General features: G+C 56.4%; 16 protein-coding genes and 1 tRNA gene. 8 read left to right on the forward strand and 9 right to left on the reverse strand.

What is annotated here, in order from left to right; genetic code table 11:
- Nucleotides 1–35 precede the first annotated feature (35 nt).
- From pstB to pstS, 4 genes are all read right to left on the reverse strand, one after another.
- Nucleotides 36–815, reverse strand: a complete 780-nt coding sequence (gene pstB, locus ASE07_RS09340; protein ID WP_057290519.1) for a phosphate ABC transporter ATP-binding protein PstB — start codon at nucleotides 813–815, stop codon at nucleotides 36–38.
- Nucleotide 816: 1 nt separating this feature from the next.
- Nucleotides 817–1,662, reverse strand: a complete 846-nt coding sequence (pstA, locus tag ASE07_RS09345) for a phosphate ABC transporter permease PstA (protein ID WP_057290520.1) — start codon at nucleotides 1,660–1,662, stop codon at nucleotides 817–819.
- Nucleotides 1,659–2,690 (reverse strand): phosphate ABC transporter permease subunit PstC, encoded by a 1,032-nt coding sequence (gene pstC, locus ASE07_RS09350; RefSeq protein WP_057290588.1) that lies wholly within the window; start codon nucleotides 2,688–2,690, stop codon nucleotides 1,659–1,661. Before pstC ends, pstA begins: the two co-directional genes overlap by 4 nt.
- A 115-nt stretch (nucleotides 2,691–2,805) precedes the next feature.
- Nucleotides 2,806–3,849, reverse strand: coding sequence for a phosphate ABC transporter substrate-binding protein PstS (gene pstS, locus ASE07_RS09355; RefSeq protein ID WP_057290521.1), 1,044 nt, complete (start codon nucleotides 3,847–3,849; stop codon nucleotides 2,806–2,808).
- Between the two features lie 181 nt (nucleotides 3,850–4,030).
- On the opposite strand from pstS, the gene ppk1 reads away from it, so the two are divergent.
- Together ppk1 and ASE07_RS09365 are read left to right on the forward strand one after the other, a co-directional pair.
- Entirely contained in the window at nucleotides 4,031–6,136 is a 2,106-nt protein-coding gene (gene ppk1, locus ASE07_RS09360; RefSeq protein WP_082584035.1) for a polyphosphate kinase 1, read from the forward strand.
- 10 nt (nucleotides 6,137–6,146) lie between these two features.
- Nucleotides 6,147–6,614: a SixA phosphatase family protein gene (locus ASE07_RS09365; protein WP_057290522.1), complete on the forward strand. Its 468-nt coding sequence runs from the start codon at nucleotides 6,147–6,149 to the stop codon at nucleotides 6,612–6,614.
- Nucleotides 6,615–6,792: 178 nt separating this feature from the next.
- Here ASE07_RS09365 and ASE07_RS09370 read toward each other — a convergent pair whose 3' ends face one another.
- The 3 genes from ASE07_RS09370 to ASE07_RS09380 form a co-directional block, all read right to left on the reverse strand.
- The gene (locus ASE07_RS09370) at nucleotides 6,793–7,239 is read right to left on the reverse strand and encodes a hypothetical protein (RefSeq protein WP_156396495.1); all 447 of its coding nucleotides are present in this window, start codon (nucleotides 7,237–7,239) and stop codon (nucleotides 6,793–6,795) included.
- 117 nt (nucleotides 7,240–7,356) lie between these two features.
- Entirely contained in the window at nucleotides 7,357–8,604 is a 1,248-nt protein-coding gene (locus ASE07_RS09375) for a DUF445 domain-containing protein (RefSeq protein ID WP_057290524.1), read from the reverse strand.
- Nucleotides 8,605–8,738: 134 nt separating this feature from the next.
- Nucleotides 8,739–9,230: a hypothetical protein gene (locus tag ASE07_RS09380; RefSeq protein ID WP_082584036.1), complete on the reverse strand. Its 492-nt coding sequence runs from the start codon at nucleotides 9,228–9,230 to the stop codon at nucleotides 8,739–8,741.
- A 175-nt stretch (nucleotides 9,231–9,405) separates the two neighbouring features.
- On the opposite strand from ASE07_RS09380, the gene ASE07_RS09385 reads away from it, so the two are divergent.
- Both ASE07_RS09385 and ASE07_RS09390 read left to right on the forward strand, forming a co-directional pair.
- Nucleotides 9,406–11,478, forward strand: coding sequence for a methyl-accepting chemotaxis protein (locus ASE07_RS09385; RefSeq protein WP_057290525.1), 2,073 nt, complete (start codon nucleotides 9,406–9,408; stop codon nucleotides 11,476–11,478).
- 175 nt (nucleotides 11,479–11,653) lie between these two features.
- Nucleotides 11,654–12,814 carry an ABC transporter substrate-binding protein gene (locus ASE07_RS09390; protein WP_235548404.1) on the forward strand — a complete coding sequence of 387 codons (1,161 nt, stop codon included), beginning with the start codon at nucleotides 11,654–11,656 and terminating at the stop codon, nucleotides 12,812–12,814.
- A 36-nt stretch (nucleotides 12,815–12,850) separates the two neighbouring features.
- Here the strand turns inward: ASE07_RS09390 and ASE07_RS09395 are convergent, their stop codons facing one another.
- Nucleotides 12,851–14,308, reverse strand: a complete 1,458-nt coding sequence (locus ASE07_RS09395; RefSeq protein WP_057290527.1) for a Ppx/GppA phosphatase family protein — start codon at nucleotides 14,306–14,308, stop codon at nucleotides 12,851–12,853.
- Nucleotides 14,309–14,681: 373 nt separating this feature from the next.
- On the opposite strand from ASE07_RS09395, the gene ASE07_RS09400 reads away from it, so the two are divergent.
- The 4 genes from ASE07_RS09400 (at nucleotide 14,682) to ASE07_RS09415 (ending at nucleotide 18,175) form a co-directional block, all read left to right on the forward strand.
- Nucleotides 14,682–15,173, forward strand: coding sequence for a polyhydroxyalkanoate granule-associated phasin (locus ASE07_RS09400; protein WP_057290528.1), 492 nt, complete (start codon nucleotides 14,682–14,684; stop codon nucleotides 15,171–15,173).
- Between the two features lie 307 nt (nucleotides 15,174–15,480).
- Entirely contained in the window at nucleotides 15,481–17,085 is a 1,605-nt protein-coding gene (locus tag ASE07_RS09405) for a catalase (RefSeq protein ID WP_057290529.1), read from the forward strand.
- A gap of 137 nt (nucleotides 17,086–17,222) precedes the next feature.
- Nucleotides 17,223–17,762, forward strand: coding sequence for an ankyrin repeat domain-containing protein (locus tag ASE07_RS09410; RefSeq protein ID WP_057290530.1), 540 nt, complete (start codon nucleotides 17,223–17,225; stop codon nucleotides 17,760–17,762).
- 152 nt (nucleotides 17,763–17,914) lie between these two features.
- A complete protein-coding gene (locus tag ASE07_RS09415) occupies nucleotides 17,915–18,175 on the forward strand; it encodes a hypothetical protein (protein ID WP_057290531.1) in 261 nt (86 codons plus the stop codon).
- Between the two features lie 70 nt (nucleotides 18,176–18,245).
- Here the strand turns inward: ASE07_RS09415 and ASE07_RS09420 are convergent.
- Nucleotides 18,246–18,335, reverse strand: a tRNA-Ser gene (locus tag ASE07_RS09420).
- Nucleotides 18,336–18,684 lie beyond the last annotated feature (349 nt).

Raw genomic sequence — 18,684 nt, forward strand, 5'->3', positions numbered from 1 at the left:
TCAATGCAAAAACAGGGGTGGCTGTGGCGACAGCATCAGCCAAAACGACCGGTAATGTAGTCCTGCGTTTCTTTCTTTGCCGGGTTCATGAAGATCTGGTCGGTCTCGCCGAATTCGACCAATTCGCCCAGATACATGTAGGCCGTGTAATCCGAGCAGCGCGCCGCCTGCTGCATATTGTGCGTCACGATAGTGATCGTGTAATCCTGCTTCAGCTCGTTGATCAGTTCTTCAATCTTCACCGTGGAAATCGGATCAAGCGCGGAAGTCGGCTCGTCGAGCAGGAGCACATCCGGCTTGACTGCCACGCCGCGCGCGATGCACAGGCGCTGCTGCTGACCGCCGGACAGGCTGAGCCCGCTCTTGTTGAGTTTATCCTTGACCTCACCCCACAGCGCAGCCTTTTTCAGCGCCCATTCGACGCGCTCGTCCATCTCGCCCTTGGACAGGTTTTCATACAGGCGCACGCCGAAGGCGATGTTTTCGTACACCGACATCGGGAACGGGGTCGGTTTCTGGAACACCATGCCGACCTTGGCGCGCAGCATGTTGACGTCTTGCCCTGGATCGAGAACATTTCGTCCGTTGTACATGATCTTGCCGTCGGCGCGTTGACCTGGATACAGGTCATACATGCGATTGAGTGTACGCAGCAGCGTGGACTTGCCGCAACCAGACGGGCCGATGAAGGCTGTCACCTTCTTTTCGTAGATATTCAGGTTGATGTTTTTCAGGCCCTGAAAATTGCCATAGTAAAAATTCAGGCCGGAAATTTCCATCGTCTTCGCGAGGCTTGCAGTATTTGAATTCATCATGTCAGTTCGGAATCTTTTGGCTGAACAGAGTACGCGACAGGATGTTCAATCCCAGCACGCTGAAAGTAATCAATAAGGCGCCGCCCCATGCCAGTTCGCGCCAGTTGTCGTACGGGCTCATCGCGAACTGATAGATCACGACAGGCAGGTTGGCCATCGGCGCATTCATGTTGGCACTGTAGAACTGGTTGTTCAGCGCGGTAAACAACAGCGGCGCGGTTTCACCGGAAATACGCGCAATCGCCAGCAGCACGCCCGTCACGACGCCGGCCTTGACCGCACGCAAGCGCACCATCATTGCGACCTTCCAGCGTGGTGCCCCAAGAGAAAACGCCGCCTCACGCAAGCTGTTCGGCACCAGCTTGAGCATGTTGTCCGTGGTGCGCACTATCACGGGAACCGCAATCAGCGAGATCGCAAAGCTGCCGGCCCAGCCGGAAAAGTGCTTCACGTTCGCCACGTAAATCGCATAGACGAAGAGGCCGATGACGATCGACGGCGCAGACAACATGATGTCGGTCACAAAGCGCGTGATCTGCGCCAGCCAGCTTTCCTCGCCGTATTCAGCCAGATAAATACCGGCAAGTATGCCAATCGGCGTGCTCACCAGCGTCGCCGCACCAACCATCAGCAAGCTGCCGACGATGGCATTGATCAGTCCGCCGCCATCACTGCCCGGTGCGGGCGTGGTCTGCGTGAACATCGTTAAGCTGAGGGCACCGAAGCCCTTGATCAGCAGCGTGAAAAGAATCCATGAGAGGAACAGCAAGCCTACGGCCATGGCCGTAATCGAGAGCGCGATGCCGATGCGGTGCGCCAGCAGACGGCGGCGATAGACTGGATTCATGATTTGGCTCCTTCCTTGCGCGCCATGCCCATCAGCATCAGCTTGGCAGCGGACAGGACAATAAACGTGATGACAAACAGAATAAGGCCCAGGGCGAACAACGACGACACATGCAACGTTGATTCCGCTTCGGCGAATTCGTTGGCCAGTGTCGACGCAATGCTGTTACCCGCGGCGAATAGCGACCACGACAGCTTATGCGCATTGCCGATCACGAAAGTGACGGCCATGGTTTCACCGAGCGCGCGGCCAAGTCCCAGCATCACTCCACCAACGACTCCGGTCTTGGTGTAAGGCAGCACCACCTTGCGCACCACTTCCCAGCGTGTGCAGCCAAGCCCATACGCAGACTCCTTCAGCACTGCGGGAACAATTTCAAATACATCGCGCATCACCGAGGCGATGAAGGGAATGATCATCACGGCCAGGATTATGCCGGCGGCCAGGATGCCGATGCCCATCGTCGGCCCCTTGAACAGCTGACCGATGACGGGTAGCTGTCCCAGTGTCTTGTTGAGCAAGGGTTGCACATAATCGCCGAACAGGGGCGCGAACACGAACAAGCCCCACATGCCATAGATGATGCTTGGCACCCCGGCCAGCAATTCCACGGCGGTACCCAAGGGACGACGCAGGCGTGCCGGGCAGATTTCCGTCAGAAACAGGGCAATGCCGAAGCTGATGGGGAACGCGATCAGCAAGGCAATCAGTGAAGTGGCGAGGGTGCCGACGATGGCGATCAGTGCGCCATACTGGTCGTTGACCGGATCCCACTCGACCGTCGTGATAAAGGCCGGTCCGAATTCCTTGAATGCGGGCCAGGCACCGATGATGAGCGATACGATAATACCGAGCAGCACAACCAGCACGCTCAGCGCAAAGGTCAGCGTCAGCTTGTGGAACAGGAAATCCTGGATCCGCTGCTTGCGCATGGTCGAACCCATCGCTTTTTCGGCGGCTTCCCTTTCGCGGGCTCGCTGCGATTCGTCGGAAAGAGGCGCCACGATCGTGGAGTAATTTGCGTTCATAGGGCGAATGCCCTTGCGGGCAATGGAGACTGCACCGGAGTCCCTTTTTTCGGGCATCCGGTGCAGTCGTTGAACGTACTGGACAGAGGCAAGTTGCTGGCGTTTAGCTGAGCGATTACCAGAGCGCCTTGCCGGAAGCGTCTTTCAGCTGCGCTTTCCAGCCTTCTTCCACCAGCTTGACGACAGCGGATGGCATCGCGACGTAATCGAGCTCCGCGGCCATTGCGCCGCCGTTCTTGTATGCCCAGTCAAAAAACTTGACGACTTCCTTGCCTTTGGCGGTGTCCACCTGGTTCTTGTGCATCAGGATGAAGGACGCGCCGGTGATCGGCCAGCTTGTCTTGCCTGCCTGGTCGGTCAGGATGACCGCAAAACCAGGAGTTTTGGCCCAGTCAGCACCTGCAGCAGCAGCCTTGAAGGTTTCGTCGTCAGGCTGAACGAACTGGCCATCGCGGTTCTTCAGCTGGGTGTGCGACATCTTGTTTTTCTTGGCATAGGCATACTCGACATAGCCAATGGAATTCTTGATACGCTGTACGTTCGCTGCGACACCTTCATTGCCCTTGCCGCCCACACCAGTCGGCCACTTGACTGCGGTGCCCGCACCGACCTGGGCCTTGAAATCGGGATTAACCTTGGACAGGTAATCGGTGAACAGGAAGGACGTGCCGGAACCATCAGCGCGGTGGACCACGGTAATGTCATCCGTCGGCAGCTTGACGCCAGGATTCAGCGCAGCGATTTCCGGGGCATTCCACTTGGTGATCTTGCCCAGATAGATATCGGCGACTACCTGACCTGTCAGCTTCAGTTGGCCCGGGGTTATGCCCTCCAGATTAACGATCGGTACGACACCACCCATGACTGCCGGAAACTGCATCAGACCAGCAGCGTCCAGATCTTCGGCTTTCAGCGGCATGTCGGAAGCGCCAAAGTCCACGGTCTTGGCCTTGATCTGCTTGATGCCGCCGCCGGAGCCGATGGACTGATAGTTCAGGCCGTTGCCGCTGGCCTTTTTATATTCTTCGGCCCATTTTGCATAGATTGGATAGGGGAAAGTTGCGCCTGCACCGGTAATGTCGGCGGCGATTGCGGAGGAAAACAGGATGGCGCTACCGGCTGCGATAGCTGCCGATTTCAGGAATTTGTTCAGTCGCATAGCTGCTCCATGAGGTTTGTCAAAAGAAGACAGGGCGAACTGTAGCCAACAATTGTGACAGGTTTATGACACTGGCGAAAAGACATGTCATAAATTGCCTTATGATCAAAATTCCTGTCATGAACTTGTCATATTCGACCTCTACACTCCGGAAAAATGACCCGAAGAATGGTTTACCGGCATGAATAAGAAAACCCTGCGTCTTGATGATCCTCCAAAGCAACTCGCTATCAAAGAACCGACCGGCATTTATCTCAATCGGGAACTGTCGCAACTTGCGTTCAATCGGCGCGTACTGGCGCAAGCCGAAGACCGCAGCATTCCCTTGCTGGAACGCCTGCGCTATCTATGTATTGTCAGCAGTAACCTGGATGAGTTTTTTGAAGTCAGGATTGCCAGCCTGCTTGCGCATAACCGGATGGAGGGTGCGCAGGCGCTGCCGCCACAGCTGGCCGCGACGCTTGATCGCACCGGCGAGGAATGCCATGCGATCATCGAGCGCCAATATGCGCTGCTGAATAAGGAAATCCTTCCTCAACTTTCGGAGAATGGTGTTCACCTGCTGCGGCACCAGGATCGCAACGAAGCGCAGCGTGCCTGGGTAAAGGATTACTTCGAACGTGAGGTCCGCCCGTTACTGACCCCCATCGGCCTCGACCCTGCCCATCCCTTCCCCCAAGTGGTGAACAAGAGTCTTAACTTTATTGTCGAGCTTTCCGGCAAGGACGCCTTTGGGCGCGGTACGGCGATCGCCATCCTCAAGGCACCACGTGTGCTGCCGCGGGTCATTCGCTTGCCGGATCACCTGTCCTCAAAAGGCGTGGCCTTCTGCCTGCTGTCGTCCATCATCCACGCGCATATCACGGATCTGTTCACCGGCCGGAACGTCGTTGCCTATTCGCAATTTCGTGTCACGCGTAACAGTGACTTGTGGGTCGATGAGGAAGAGGTGAAGAATCTTCGGCAGGCGCTGCGCACGGAATTACAGAGCCGCCAGTTCGGCTTTGCGGTTCGGCTTGAAGTGGCACGGAATTGTCCGGCGCATCTGGCAGAATTCCTGCTCAACCAGTTTTCCATCGACAAAAGCAGGCTGTACGCAGTCGACGGACCCGTCAACATGGTGCGCCTGCTCGAGCTCATCAATAACGTCCAGCAAGCTTCCCTGCACTTCCCCCCTTTCCAGCCGGGCATGCCGGCAACCCTGGGCGATGGCGACGCCTTCAATATGCTGAGGCAGCGCGATATCCTCCTGCACCACCCGTTTCAGTCGTTTCAGCCCGTCGTCGAATTCATTCGTTGCTCTGCGCTCGACCCGAATGTGGTGGCAATCAAGCAGACAATTTATCGCACCGGCATGAATTCCGACCTGATGGAATCGCTGATTGCCGCTGCTCACCGCGGCAAGGAAGTCACCGTCATCGTCGAGCTGATGGCCCGCTTCGATGAAGAAGCCAATATCAACTGGGCTGAAAAGCTGGAACGTGCCGGCGCCCAGGTGGTGTATGGCGTTGTGGGCCTGAAGACCCATGCCAAGCTGGCACTGGTATTGCGACGCGAAGGTGGCGAGTTGCATCGCTACGCCCATCTGGGGACCGGCAACTATCATCCGACCACCACCAAGCATTACACCGACTTCGGATTGCTGACTGCGCATCCCGCCCTGACTGCCGAAGTGAATGAAATCTTCATTCACCTGACCAGCCTGACAAAACCGAAACATCTGCAATACCTGTGGCTGGCCCCGTTTGCGCTTCAGAAGGAAATCATCCGTTCCATCAAAAATGAAGCCGATATCGCCCGCCAAGGCAAGCCGGCACGCATCATCGCCAAGATGAATGCCTTACTGGATGAATCGGTGATTCGCGCACTCTACGCGGCCTCGGCAGACGGCGTGAAAATAGATCTGATCATTCGCGGTGCCTGCGCATTGCGCCCCGGTGTGCCCGGACTCTCGGAGAACATTCGCGTGCGGTCCATCGTCGGCCGCTTCCTGGAACACAGCCGGATTTATTATTTCCGCAACGGCCTTGCGCATGATGTGTATCTCGCCAGTGCGGACTGGATGAATCGCAACCTGTTCCGACGCGTCGAAGTTGCCTTTCCCGTACTCGACAAAACATTGAAAAAACAAGTCATTACCCACGGACTCAATCCCTATCTCAAGGATAACGTGAATGCCTGGGAACTGGGGATCGATGGCAAGTATCACAGGCGAAAGCCGCGCGGTAAGCAGCAAGCGTTTTGCGCACAACAATATCTGGCACAACTGCTGGGCACGCCTGGCTAAGGAGAATGCGATGGACCTGATCCTGTGGCGACATGCCGAAGCCGAACCGCATGACGTGGACAAGCCCGATGCGGCGCGTGAACTGACCGCGAAAGGTCGCAAGCAGGCAACCAAAATGGGGGAATGGCTGGACCGCAACCTGCCGTCCGAGTGCCGCATTCTCGCGAGTCCCGCAATTCGTACCGTGCAGACAGCCGAAGCGCTTGGCCGCAAATTCAAGACCCATGTATCACTGGCGACCGACACGACTGCCGAAGCGATTCTTGAAGCCGCCAAATGGCCTTCAAGTCGTGAACCGGTATTGATTGTCGGACACCAGCCTACCCTTGGACACGTCGCCTCACTGCTGATTGCAGGCACCGAACAAGACTGGGTGATGCGCAAGGGAAGCATCGTCTGGATCGCGCAGAAGGCGGCGGACGAAGCGGAGGCAAATTACATCAGGGTGGTGCTGGGGGCCGATCTGGCGGGCAAATAACTGCCGTAACGCCATAGCCATACCAGGCACTGTCCGTCACCCGCAATGTTTCAGCGGAATATGCGGTCTCGGCGCGTTCCAATGATGGAACTCGTGGAACTTGTGGACCTCGTGGAACGATCGGGGGCTAATGAGACTAGCGGGAACGCTCACGCTAAGCCGCAAGCGCTTCGCGCTTTTACTGACCGCTGGTTGGCGCAGACGGCACAACTACAGTTTCGATCTGTACAGCGTCCGGCATGGTGATTTGCCGATACTCGCGATAAACGCCGCCCTCGGAAACGCTGCCGCTCACGACACCTTCACCGCGCGTACGGCGCCTGCACATTTCCTGATCCGCTGCCGGCAACGCATTGCAACGCGCCAGCGCATTTCGCTCATAGACTTCCTGCGCATCGCTGAGTTGTCCGTTGAGTGCTTCATTACGCGCGGCAGCCGCTTCCCGCAGGCAAGTCGTCCGCTCTTCCGCAACCGGGATCTGGCGACACGCCGCGGATTCGGTTTGATAGCGAGCCTGTATGTCATTCGCATTGGCACCGCTTGCGGCCATCGCGCCTGCGGAAACAATATCGAACGCGAGAAATACAAGGAGCGTTGAAAATCGCGGGTTTGTCATTTGCTTCATGTGCGTCAGCATCTTGACCTCCTTCGAACGGCTCATCCTGCCAAAAATATCATCAAATTCATTGTACTTCCCCTTCTCCGGATTGCACTGATCCATTCGATCCCGCCGCTCGCGAGCTCATGCACCGCTGCTCCACAGTAGCAAGGTAATCGCATGCAACACCAGGCCAACCAGGCCGCCGACGATCGTGCCATTGATCCGGATGTACTGCAGATCTTTGCCCACATGCAATTCCAGTTTGCGCGACATGGTTTCGGCATCCCATTTACGGATCACGCGCGATACGAGATCGGCGATGTCTTCCCGGCGGCCGACAATGGTTTCGGTCGCGAATATGCGTATCCACTGATTGAGTTTCTTCTGTACTTTCTGGTCGCGCAGCAGTTCGTTTGCAAATGCACTGACTGCCTGGTCGAGTTTCGCGCGCATCTGCGAATCGGGTGACATGGCATCCGCAATCAGGCGCGACTTAACGTCATGCCAGACATGGAGCGTGTAATCGCGCACCAAGGGATGATTCAGGATATCGCTCAGCACCGCATCGATTTTCGCCTCGTATTCCGGCGAGGTGCGCAGTTGCTCGATGAATTCATTTGCCAGGTTCTGGAAACGCGTCTGCCATTCGCTGTCTTCATCCCGCATTTCATCGAGCGTGCTTTGCACCGCTTCCAGCAGTCGTACATAGAGTTTTTCATCGAATGCCTTGGGCATCCAGCGCGGACTGTGCTCATGGATTTTCCAGCGGATATATGGCTTGTTATGCTCCAGGGCACGGGCGGCTAGTCCGATCATGTGATGAAACAAGGCGCGGTGATGCCCGCTGGCGACCAGCACCGTAAGAATCTCGGCAAGCACTGGCGCAAATTTAGTGTTCTCCAGTGCGGAAGAAAGCCGGTTCTGCATGAACTGACGCACGTCTTCATCTTCGACCACTTTCAGCAGGCTCGGAACGCTGCGCACTACCTGCCGGGATACCGACCGGCTGTTTTCCGGCTGGGACAGCCAGGAAGCCGCCGCACCGGAAAAATCGATCGCGCGCAATTCCTCGCGAATGACTTCCTGGGTGATGAAATTATGCTCGAGAAAGTTTGACAGACTGTCGCCGATCCTGTCCTTGTTGCGGGGGATGATGGCGGTATGCGGGATCGGCAGCCCAAGCGGCGAACGGAACAGCGCCGTTACCGCAAACCAGTCAGCCAGTGCGCCGACCATCGCTGCCTCGGCAAAGGCCGATACGAAGGACAGGTAGTGATAACGCGGCTGCAGCAGACGCGACACGACGAACAGCACCGCCATTGCGACCAGCAGGCCGGTTGCCAGTCGTCTTGTCTTGTTTAATTGAATTGCCTGTTCTTGTTCTTGCATTGACTGGTACGTCCCCAGGGTTGCTGAGCGTCCCTTCGAATTTCATCCGGTTCGAGCACCGGATGATGCGATTGGTTCACATTTGACAACAGGGACCGTTCAGGAAAGCAAGCCGCAGGAAGCGGGAATCCTGGTCAGGCGCTTTTCGATTTCTTTGGGCGACCGGCCTTGAGCACTGGCAAACGGTCGAGTTCCTCTTTTAGTTTCGCCGTATCGAGCTGGCGGATGAGTGCGACGCCAACCCGTAGCAATTCACTTTTCTTGACTGCGATTCCGGCTTTCAGGCAGGTCTTCTTCACGTCGCCGAGCACCGCATATTCTGCCTCGGGCATCGTGAAACTATCCCGTACCAGCTTGGTTTTCTTGGTCTTTTCCCTGGTTTCACCAGGCTTGGCGCCCTCTTCCCTGGCAACTTTACCTGTGCGCTTCTTTTCTGCCTTAGCATCCTTCGGCGCCATTTCCTGCACCTCCGCCACCGGCTTGGTCAGCGGTGCCGAACTTGCCACCGGGATCGGTGGCTGAATCGCTTCAGCCGGCATTTTCTGTGGAGGACTTTTGCTCTTGACCGAACTGGCAGCAAGCGGTTTGACAGTAGGTGTAGACGGGGATGCGGGAGTTTTTGCCATGGACCTCTCCTATGTAAATAATAGTATAAACAATTTATATCAAATATTTTGCTTATGCAACTTTAGCCACATTTCATCTGGTTTTTTGCTCTTGGTCGCATCCGCCGTCCGAGTTCATCACGCTGTCACAATCCAGCAGCAGAATTGTCACAAATCAACAAATGTGAAAAAGTTAATGAACGTCACTCCTCTTCTTGCGCCGGCGATTGTTGTCATGGACCGTCTGCGTCTCCTGCCAAAATTCATGCTGGTAGCAGCATTGTTTCTTTTGCCCATGTTGCTGGTATCCAGTTTGCTGTTTGTCGAATTACAGCAGTCCATGCAGGCGATTGAAAAAGAGCGGGTTGGCGTAAAAGCAGTCCGCATGTTGTCGGATACGGTAAGCGATTTACAGAAATTGCGTGGCCTGCGTCATATGGCCTTGTCCGGGAATGCCGGCGTCATCGATCAGACAGCGGACCTGCAGTCCTCACTCGAAAAGCGCGTCACGTCGCTTCACCTTGCCGGTGTCGGGGGCAAGGAAGCTGAAGAAGCATTGCTGGCCGCCAAGAGGGAATGGCTCGCACTTGACGGCAAACTTGCCGGCATGAAGCCGAAGGAAGCCTACGCCGCACAGACCGCTTTACTGGACCGGCTGAAAAAGCTGTTGCAACTCACTGCCGACAAGTCAGGACTCATGCTCGACCCGGAATTGGGTGGCCAGTATCTGGCACATATCTTTGCCGATACCCTGCCCGATATCGCTGAAGCAATCGCGCAGATTGCCGGACGGGGCGCGGTCTATATCGATACCGGATTATTCGAGGCAAACGAAGACCTGTTGCTGAACTCAACGGTCATGGTGGTGCGTCGGGACCTGGAGCAGGTTCCCCTGAAACTGGACGCCATTTTTCGTGAACATCCGGAATTGCGGGAACGCCTGGCCGCACAAGGGAATGTAATGGAAAGCACCCACGCTTTCCTGGAACGTGCCCAGGCGGAAGTCCTGAATTCCTACAATCAGACGTCAGGGAAGGATTTTTTTACCGCAGGTGCAAATGCCATCAATGGTTTGCATGCCTTGGCCGCAACCGCGTCGGTGGAACTGGATACTCTCCTCGCGCAACGCCTGGACCGACATGCCGCCAGAATACGCTGGATCGCGTTTGTGCTTGCGCTTGCGCTTGCCACCGCCACCTTCCTTCTCGCCGGGTTCTATGTATCCTTCACCCGCGAAATCGGCCTTCTTGAAGAGGTAGTTGCCGGCGCTGCCGCCGGCAATCTTTCCCGCCATATCACCTCGCAGGCACGCGACGAGATCGGCCATCTGGTGAACGCCTTCGGCGATATGGTCGTCGGTCTCTCGCGCCTGGTCACAAATGTGCGCGGTGGTAGCGAATCGATCAATCTGACGTCGACAGAGATTGCCTCCGGCAATGCCGAACTGGCTTTACGCACAGAGTCGCAGGCGAGCGCACTCGAACAAACCGCAAGTTCGATGGAACAACTGACCGCCGTGGTCAGGCAAAACGAAGAAAATGCCGGTCACGCGCATCAACTGGTGACGAATGCCGCGGATGTCGCGCGTCGCGGTGGACAAGCGGTGGAACACGTGGTTAACACCATGGGCTCCATCAAATCGAGTTCCTGCCGGATCATCGACATTATTCAGGTCATCGACGGCATCGCTTTTCAGACCAACCTGCTCGCCCTAAACGCGGCGGTCGAAGCCGCACGCGCCGGCGTGCACGGACGCGGATTCGCCGTCGTGGCAGCGGAGGTTCGCGCACTGGCGCAACGCTCCGGCGAAGCGGCGCGAGAGATCAAGACACTGATCGAAAACTCGGTACGCGAGATCGATACCGGTAACGAACTGGTCGCTGTGGCGGGAACCAACATGACCGATATCGTGACCTCCGTCGAGCGGGTCGCCAGCATGATGAACGAGATTGCCGCGGGCAGCCGCGAACAGACGCTCGGCATTGAAGAAGTCAACCAGGCGATGGCCCAAATGGATGAAGTGACCCAGCGTAACGCCATGATGGTCGAACAGGCCGCGTCCGCCGCGCAGGAACTGCAGCAGCAGACGCAATTGCTTACGCAGGCTGTGTCGGTTTTCCGGCTTGACAAGCCGGAGCAGGATCTCGCCGTTTTCCCTTCCACAACGGTCATGACACCGACCGCCGTGCTCCCCATGACAAGGCAAGCGCGTATTACGCATGCACGCCCCGGCAACGACGATTACGCAGACCAAGCGCGTCGCGCATAAAAAGCTGACCAGCCATGAAGTTCCAAGGCGATCCCTTCTCGCCTTGGAACTCCCTCTATTTACGCGCCGTGAAAGCTGAATTGCTTACAACTATCCATTCATATATATCCATTCATCACAGCGTCATATTCAATGGCAAGAATAGCGGCCGAATCATTCATCCGGATATCTCTTCATGCACCCAGCCCTTCCGTATCTTATGCACCTGAAGCACTTGATACAAAGCCTCAGCCTTAGCCTGGCCCTCACGGTGTCTTCAATTGCCTTTGCCGCCGGTGCCAATCCGATTATCGTCGGTCAGGTCATTGATCTTTCCGGCCCCAACGCCGACATCGGGCGCGACTATGTTGCCGGCATCAAGACCTGCTTCGACATGGTCAACGCCTCTGGCGGCATTGGCGGACGAAAAATCCAGTATGTCGTGCGTGACGACCGTGGACAGGCGGCCCTCGCCGCGGAGGCGGCGACTGAATTGCTGGATCGCGGCCAGTCCGATGTGCTGATGGGTGGCGTCGGTGACGCAAGCATGGAAGCTGTGCTGAACACCAATGCTTTCCGGCGCAGTGGCCTCGTGCTCTTCGCTCCACTGGCGGCAGTGGACCACACACGTGATCCACGCGTGATGTTCTGGCGACCCAGTTATCGCCAGGAACTCCAGCATATTTTCAGCCACTTCGGCAAGCTTGGCATGAAAGAGATCGGACTTGTATTTCAGGACACGCCGTCGAACCAGGAAGCTTACAAAAACCTGTCTGTGGAACTTCGCGACCACGGCATGAAGCTGACCGGGACTGTGCGTATCGGCATCCAGAGCGCACAAGCCGGACACATTCGCATGGAAGCGGAAAAACTTGCCGCGTCTCGGCCGGGTTTCGTCCTGGTGGTCGCGGATAGCATCGGCACGGCGCTCTTCCTGCGGGAATATCGCAAGCTCGACAAGCAGACGTTTGTCGCCGGCACGTCCCTGACCAATCTCGCTACGCTGCGTGAACTCGCCGGCCCGCAGGCGGTGGAATGGACCGTCTTTTCACAGGTCGTGCCGAATCCGAACGCAGGGACTTCGTTGCTGCAGGTCGAACACATGAACATGATGCGCAAGTATCGCGATGAGTCGCTGTCGACACTGACACTGGAAGGTTTTGTTGCGGCCAAAGCACTGGTCAAGATTTTGCAGCAGTCCAAACGCGGACCGCGCAATGCGCTTCAGGAACTGGCCGCGCAAGAGGGTGGCATCGATCTCGGCGGCATGACGATTACGGCTGGCGCCAACAGCAATCGCCTTTCGTCCTATCTCGATATCGCCTTGTTCAAGAAAGGCAGCGGTCTGATGTTCTGATCATTTGCAAGGCACTCACATTAGTCTGCATCGACGTCAGGACAAGACCCGGACGCTAAAGTCGATGTCGACTTCCTTCCAGAAGCCGCGCTCCTTATCCGCCCAATACGACACGGTGGGATGCCGGGCAAGCCAGGATTTTTGCAATTCAAGCTCGATACGGCTTTTCATCCGGATTTTCAGTTCAGCGACATCGGCTTCGATACGCGAGTGCATCAGCATCGCCGCCATTCTTAATGCCAGCACCGCCTTGGCGAAATCGCTGTCGTCAAGCGACTCGCGCACTTTGCGCAGATTGCCCTTTTGCGCAACGATCAGAGTGCTCATCAAACGCTGTTCACGGGTGGTAAAGCCTGGCATGTCAGCATTGTCGACCATGTAGGCGGCATGCTTGTGATAACCGGTATGCGACACCGCCATGCCAATTTCATGCAACAGCGCGCTCCAGTACAAATATCTGGCATAGGTATCCGAACTGGGTTTGAGTTGCGTGTAAAGCGCGGCCGCCGTGCTGGCAACGCGATGCGCTCTGCTCTGGTCGACCTGAAAACGCCGCATGAATTCGATGACTGATTGCTCGCGACGATCGCGCCGAGTGCCGCGCAACTGCAGATCCCACAGCACCCCCATGCGCAGTCCCGCATCTACTGCTGTTATTGCAGTAATACCGATCTCTTGCATGATGCCGATCAGGATGGGCAGCCCACCTACCATGACAATGATGCGCTCCGGTTTCACGCCTTGCAGATTGACTGCATTGACGTGACCGAAAGCAATCAGCCGGTCACGCAGCGCTTCGAGACTAAGCAGCGACATGCGGCCATCGCCAATACCATTTTTGGCGATCACATCCGACATCACACGGATGGTGCCGGATGAGCCGTAGGCGGCGCTCCAGAGGCTGGAATTATAGGGTATGACCGCATCTTCGAAATAGGAACGTGCGGACAGGGTAGCTGCCGTAAAGGCGGCGGAACCCAGTACGCCATTGCCGAAGAATGACTCGCTGTGCCGTGCGGTACCGATGCTGAACGATTCGACATGCCGGATCTCCGTGCCATGACCGAGGATGAGTTCGGTAGAACCGCCGCCGATGTCGATCACCAGCCGGCGCTCATCGGGCGCGGCCAGCGCACTCGACACACCCATGTAGATAAGCCGTCCTTCCTCTTCACCGGAAATGATTTCGATGGTGTGTCCGATGGCCTCTTCCGCCGCTGGCAAAAAATCCGCGGCGTTCTTTGCGATGCGCATGGTATTGGTAGCCACCACGCGTACTGCGTCGGGCGAATAGTCGTCGAGTATGGCCCGAAAGTTGCGCAGGCAGTTCAGTGCGGCTTGCATGGCCTGCCCGGTCAGATTGCCGTCCGCATCGAGGCCGGCCCCCAGACGGATCGGGTCGCGCGCCGTCTTGACGATGCGGATCGCATTACCGTCGTGCCTGCCGATATGCATGCGAAAACTATTGGACCCAAGATCTACCGCAGCAAACATGTATGTTCCCCATTCCTGTCACGAGTCGGCTCGATGCCGCTGTTTTTCTGTTTCCATGTTGCCCTATTGTTTTGCCATATAGGGAACGGTGCAGCTTCATGGTGCACGCTTATTCCGGGCAAAAACTTTTTACCTTGATCGTGGTGCATGGCACCGTCATGACCGCCCGCCATATCGATCGGACCACCTACCATTGAGCGATGTTCCGGTATAGCGCACCACAACTTGATTTTAACGAACTTAGCGCCTGTGCAATCACTCAAATTCAAACGGTCCGTCGAATTTTTACCGTCGAAAGCGCTTCACGGCCCGACATCGCGAACGATCCGACGTACGTCACCTTCACCCTCACCCTTCCTGGACAGGAGTCAGCATGTCTTCCCAGCGTCTTCGCTACCCGCACGCCAACCCTTTGCTCGTATGGATGCAACTGGGCTTCAAAACCAGCGAAATGCTATTCGCTTCGTCGCAGGTGATCGGCCACCGTACCAGTCGCATGGCAATGGCGGGGCCTGTGCCGAATGCGCGCGATCGCAAGGAGTTCACCCTGATGGGACAAGAAAAACTCGAGGCGGCGGCTGAATCGGCGCAAGCAGTTATTAACCGCATGTTTGCACTACAGATAGAAATGGCTTCGACCGCCTTTCGACAGTACATGACTGGCGTCACAAGCCTGTTCGCACTGGCGGCCGCACCTGCTTCTGTCCTGACGGCAGGAGGGCAAGCCAGGTTGATGCGCGGCTTCCTTGTCCCTTTGACCGCGGCGACCAGTCTCTCCGGAAATATGGCGCGTGTCGCGCAGCATGGACTTAAGCCAATTCATTCGCGCGCGACGGCGAATGCGCGACGATTGGGCAAACTTTGATCGCGGGCGTGATGAGGTAAGCCGTTGCGCTTGGTCTTGTTCTTACAAGAAGGCAATGATATGGCAGAACGCCTGCTGATGGCGGTTTAGACAATGTGACAGGAACCCTTAAGAGTTGTGCTTCTCTCATTCTCTCCGGCTCTGATCCAGCCTGTATTCCAGCCTGTATATGCGTAGGATGTTTGCACAAAACTGATTTCCGACAAGAACGCTATTAAACGCATAAGAACTATCAAATATCCTTACACGCGGGTCGGCCCTATCATTTTGTCCATACACCTCCATTTCCGTACCCGAAAGGAACGTCATGAGCGACCAGCGACCCACTCTTACCACCCGGCAGGGGCACCCCGTCCACGACAACCAGGCCTTGCGCTCGGTTGGCGAGCGCGGCCCGGCCACGCTAGAAAACTATCAGTTCATTGAAAAGATCACGCACTTCGACCGCGAGCGTATTCCCGAACGTGTCGTGCATGCGCGCGGCACAGGTGCGCACGGTTATTTCGAGGCCTACGGCAAGATCGGCAATGAACCTGCCGAGAAATATACGCGCGCAAAAGTCCTGACCCAGACAGGCGTACGCACTCCGGTCTTCGTCCGCTTCTCTACAGTGATCGGCAGCAAGGATTCGCCGGAGACGGCACGTGATCCACGCGGCTTTGCGGTAAAACTGAAGACCGTCGATGGTAACTGGGACCTCGTCGGTAATAACCTCAAGGTTTTCTTTATTCGTGATGCGATCAAGTTTCCCGACATGATCCATGCATTCAAACCCGATCCCGTGACCAATCGGCAGGAGCCATGGCGTTTTTACGATTTCGTATCGCAGTCGCCGGAAGCGCTGCACATGGTGACCTGGGTCAAGAGCCCATGGGGCATTCCGGCCAACTATCGCGAAATGGAAGGCTCCGGCGTCAATACCTACAAGTTGGTAAATGACCAGGGCGTTGCACATCTCGTGAAGTTCCACTGGCAACCGAAACAGGGCGTGCGTAACCTGACCAGTGCGCAGGCAGCCGAAATTCAGGCACGCGACGTTGGTCACGCGACCAAGGATCTCTATGACGCGATCGAACGTGGCGATTTCCCGGAATGGGAATTCTGCGTGCAGATCATGGCCGACGGCGATCATCCTGAACTGGATTTCGATCCGCTGGATGACACCAAACGCTGGCCTGAAGATCAGTTTCCATTGCTGCCGCTGGGACGCATGGTACTTGACCGTAATCCCGACAACTTTTTTGCAGAGACGGAGCAGTCGGCATTCGGCACCGGTGTGCTGGTCGACGGCATTGACTTTTCGGACGACAAGATGCTGCAGGGACGCACCCTGTCCTACTCCGATACGCAGCGATATCGCGTCGGCCCGAATTACCTGCAACTACCTATCAACGCCCCTCAGGAAGCTGCCCGTGCGCGCACTAACCAGCGCGATGCCCAGATGGCCTTTTACGTCGATAGCGGTGGCGAGAACAAACACATCAACTACGAGCCCAGTGTACTCGGGGGCCTGCAGGAAGCACCAAAACCGGCAAAGGAGTATCACCAGTGGATTGAAGGTCACCTTGGCCGCTACCAGACTTCGCGTACCACGGACGACTACAAGCAGGCGGGCGACCGCTATCGCAGCTTCGAGGACTGGGAACGCGAGGACCTGATCGCCAATATCGGCGGCGACCTGAAGCAATGTCCGGAGCCAATTCAGCTGCGCATGGTCTGGCACCTGTGGCATTGCGATGAAGATTATGGCCGTCGCGTCGCACAAGTCGCCGGCATCGACCTGGAGAAAGCCAAGGCGCTACCGCCGCTGCCCGGCAAACCAGCACCACATGAGCGTCGCGCCGGGCCGACGTACACCAGCGGCCAACAGGAAGCACAGGCACGAACTGACGAGCCGGCGAGTGTTAAGTAAGTAAGTCAAGTCCATGTATCGGCGTGCGGGTAGCGCGCCGATACCATCTATGCAGGAGTGTGCGGAATGCGCATTTTCCTATCCAAGCGGTTGCAGTTGACTGATGTATTGCTGCAGCCTGGAATGAAAGGACCCACATGCAACACTCGACAGGAACCGATGCCATCGGCGAGCGCAAGGTCATGGACCAGGAGACGCTTGATTTTGCGTTGAAGATATTCCAGCTGGTGCGCGCCGGGGATGCCGCGACGCTCACCCCTTTGCTTGATCAGGGTGTGCCACCCAATCTGCGCAATGAGAAGGGCGACAGCTTGCTGATGCTGGCGTGTTATCACGGGCATTTCGACGCGGCGAAGGCGCTGCTTGAGCACGGGGCCGACCCTGAACTTCATAATGACCAGGGACAGACGCCTTTAGCTGGTGCAGCATACAAGGGCGATTTGCGTGTTGTGCAGCTCCTGCTCGATCGCGGTGCCAATGTCGAAGGCGCTGCGCCGGGCGGCAAGACGGCACTGATGCTTGCGGCAATGTTTAATCGCACCGCCGTGGTCGACCTGCTGATTGCACGCGGCGCCAATATACAGGCACGTGATGCAAGCGGTCTTACCGCCCTGGATGCCGCTCGCATCATGGATGCCAATGACACCGTTGCCCAACTGGCGCGATTGATGCGATAGCTTGATGCGATAAATTCGCTGTTCCTTCCACATTTGCCCTGGCTGGCAAACTCTGTCTGTCTGGCTTTTGCACTGAGGGACAACCAGCTTGACTTTCCGCGGAACCCTTCGGCTTCCTCAAGCCACTCATCTATACACAGCAAGGCAGTCCGATGAAGTTGCAGGGCGCAATCTGCGTCCGCCGGGCTGCGATTGCACATTTTCTGGAGGCGGTTATGTCTCACGAATCGAATTTAAGCAGGCACGAAGAGCACCGTGAAATGCGTCGGATTCTAGGTGCTGAGCTACGAGGGCCGACGCTGGATATGGCCGAGATGCAGTTCAGTGTGACGCGGAGGAACTGTGAACCGCAGCAAGCCATGGAAGCCCTGACGATGCTGGCCGCCAGTCCGGCAGGATCCGATTTGCCATGAAATGAAAACAGGCGGCGGCGACACGCAATAAAAAAGCCCTTGAGGTAATCTCAAGGGCTTTTTCGTATTCTGGCGGAGAGGGAGGGATTCGAACCCTCGATACGCATAAACGTATACTGGATTTCGAGTCCAGCGCATTCGACCACTCTGCCACCTCTCCGTCTTGGTCGTCTTGCGGCGGGCTAGCACCGCAAAGCACGAAATTATAGCAGAGATATTCTGACGCCGAATAGGGGTTGCAGTGGATTAATTTTTCACCCTTTGAGCAACGTGCTGGCGAGGTGTGTTTTCCAATGCCACGTCAGTCGCACCGCCCAAAAAGGTTTCCTCGCATCATCATCTTGTCATAAACCTTCTTTAGCATTCTGGATGAAATATCAACGTCCCTATCAATAAAAACAAGAAAGCCTGTTTTGAGTCCGCATTTATTTTCGATCGCACCTGGTGACACTCTGGCACATGAATACCCGATCATGACTATCTCACCGCCAGACGTACTGCCTGCCGGC

The sequence above is a fragment of the Noviherbaspirillum sp. Root189 genome, assembly GCF_001428545.1.
Taxonomy (GTDB): Bacteria; Pseudomonadota; Gammaproteobacteria; order Burkholderiales; family Burkholderiaceae_D; genus Noviherbaspirillum.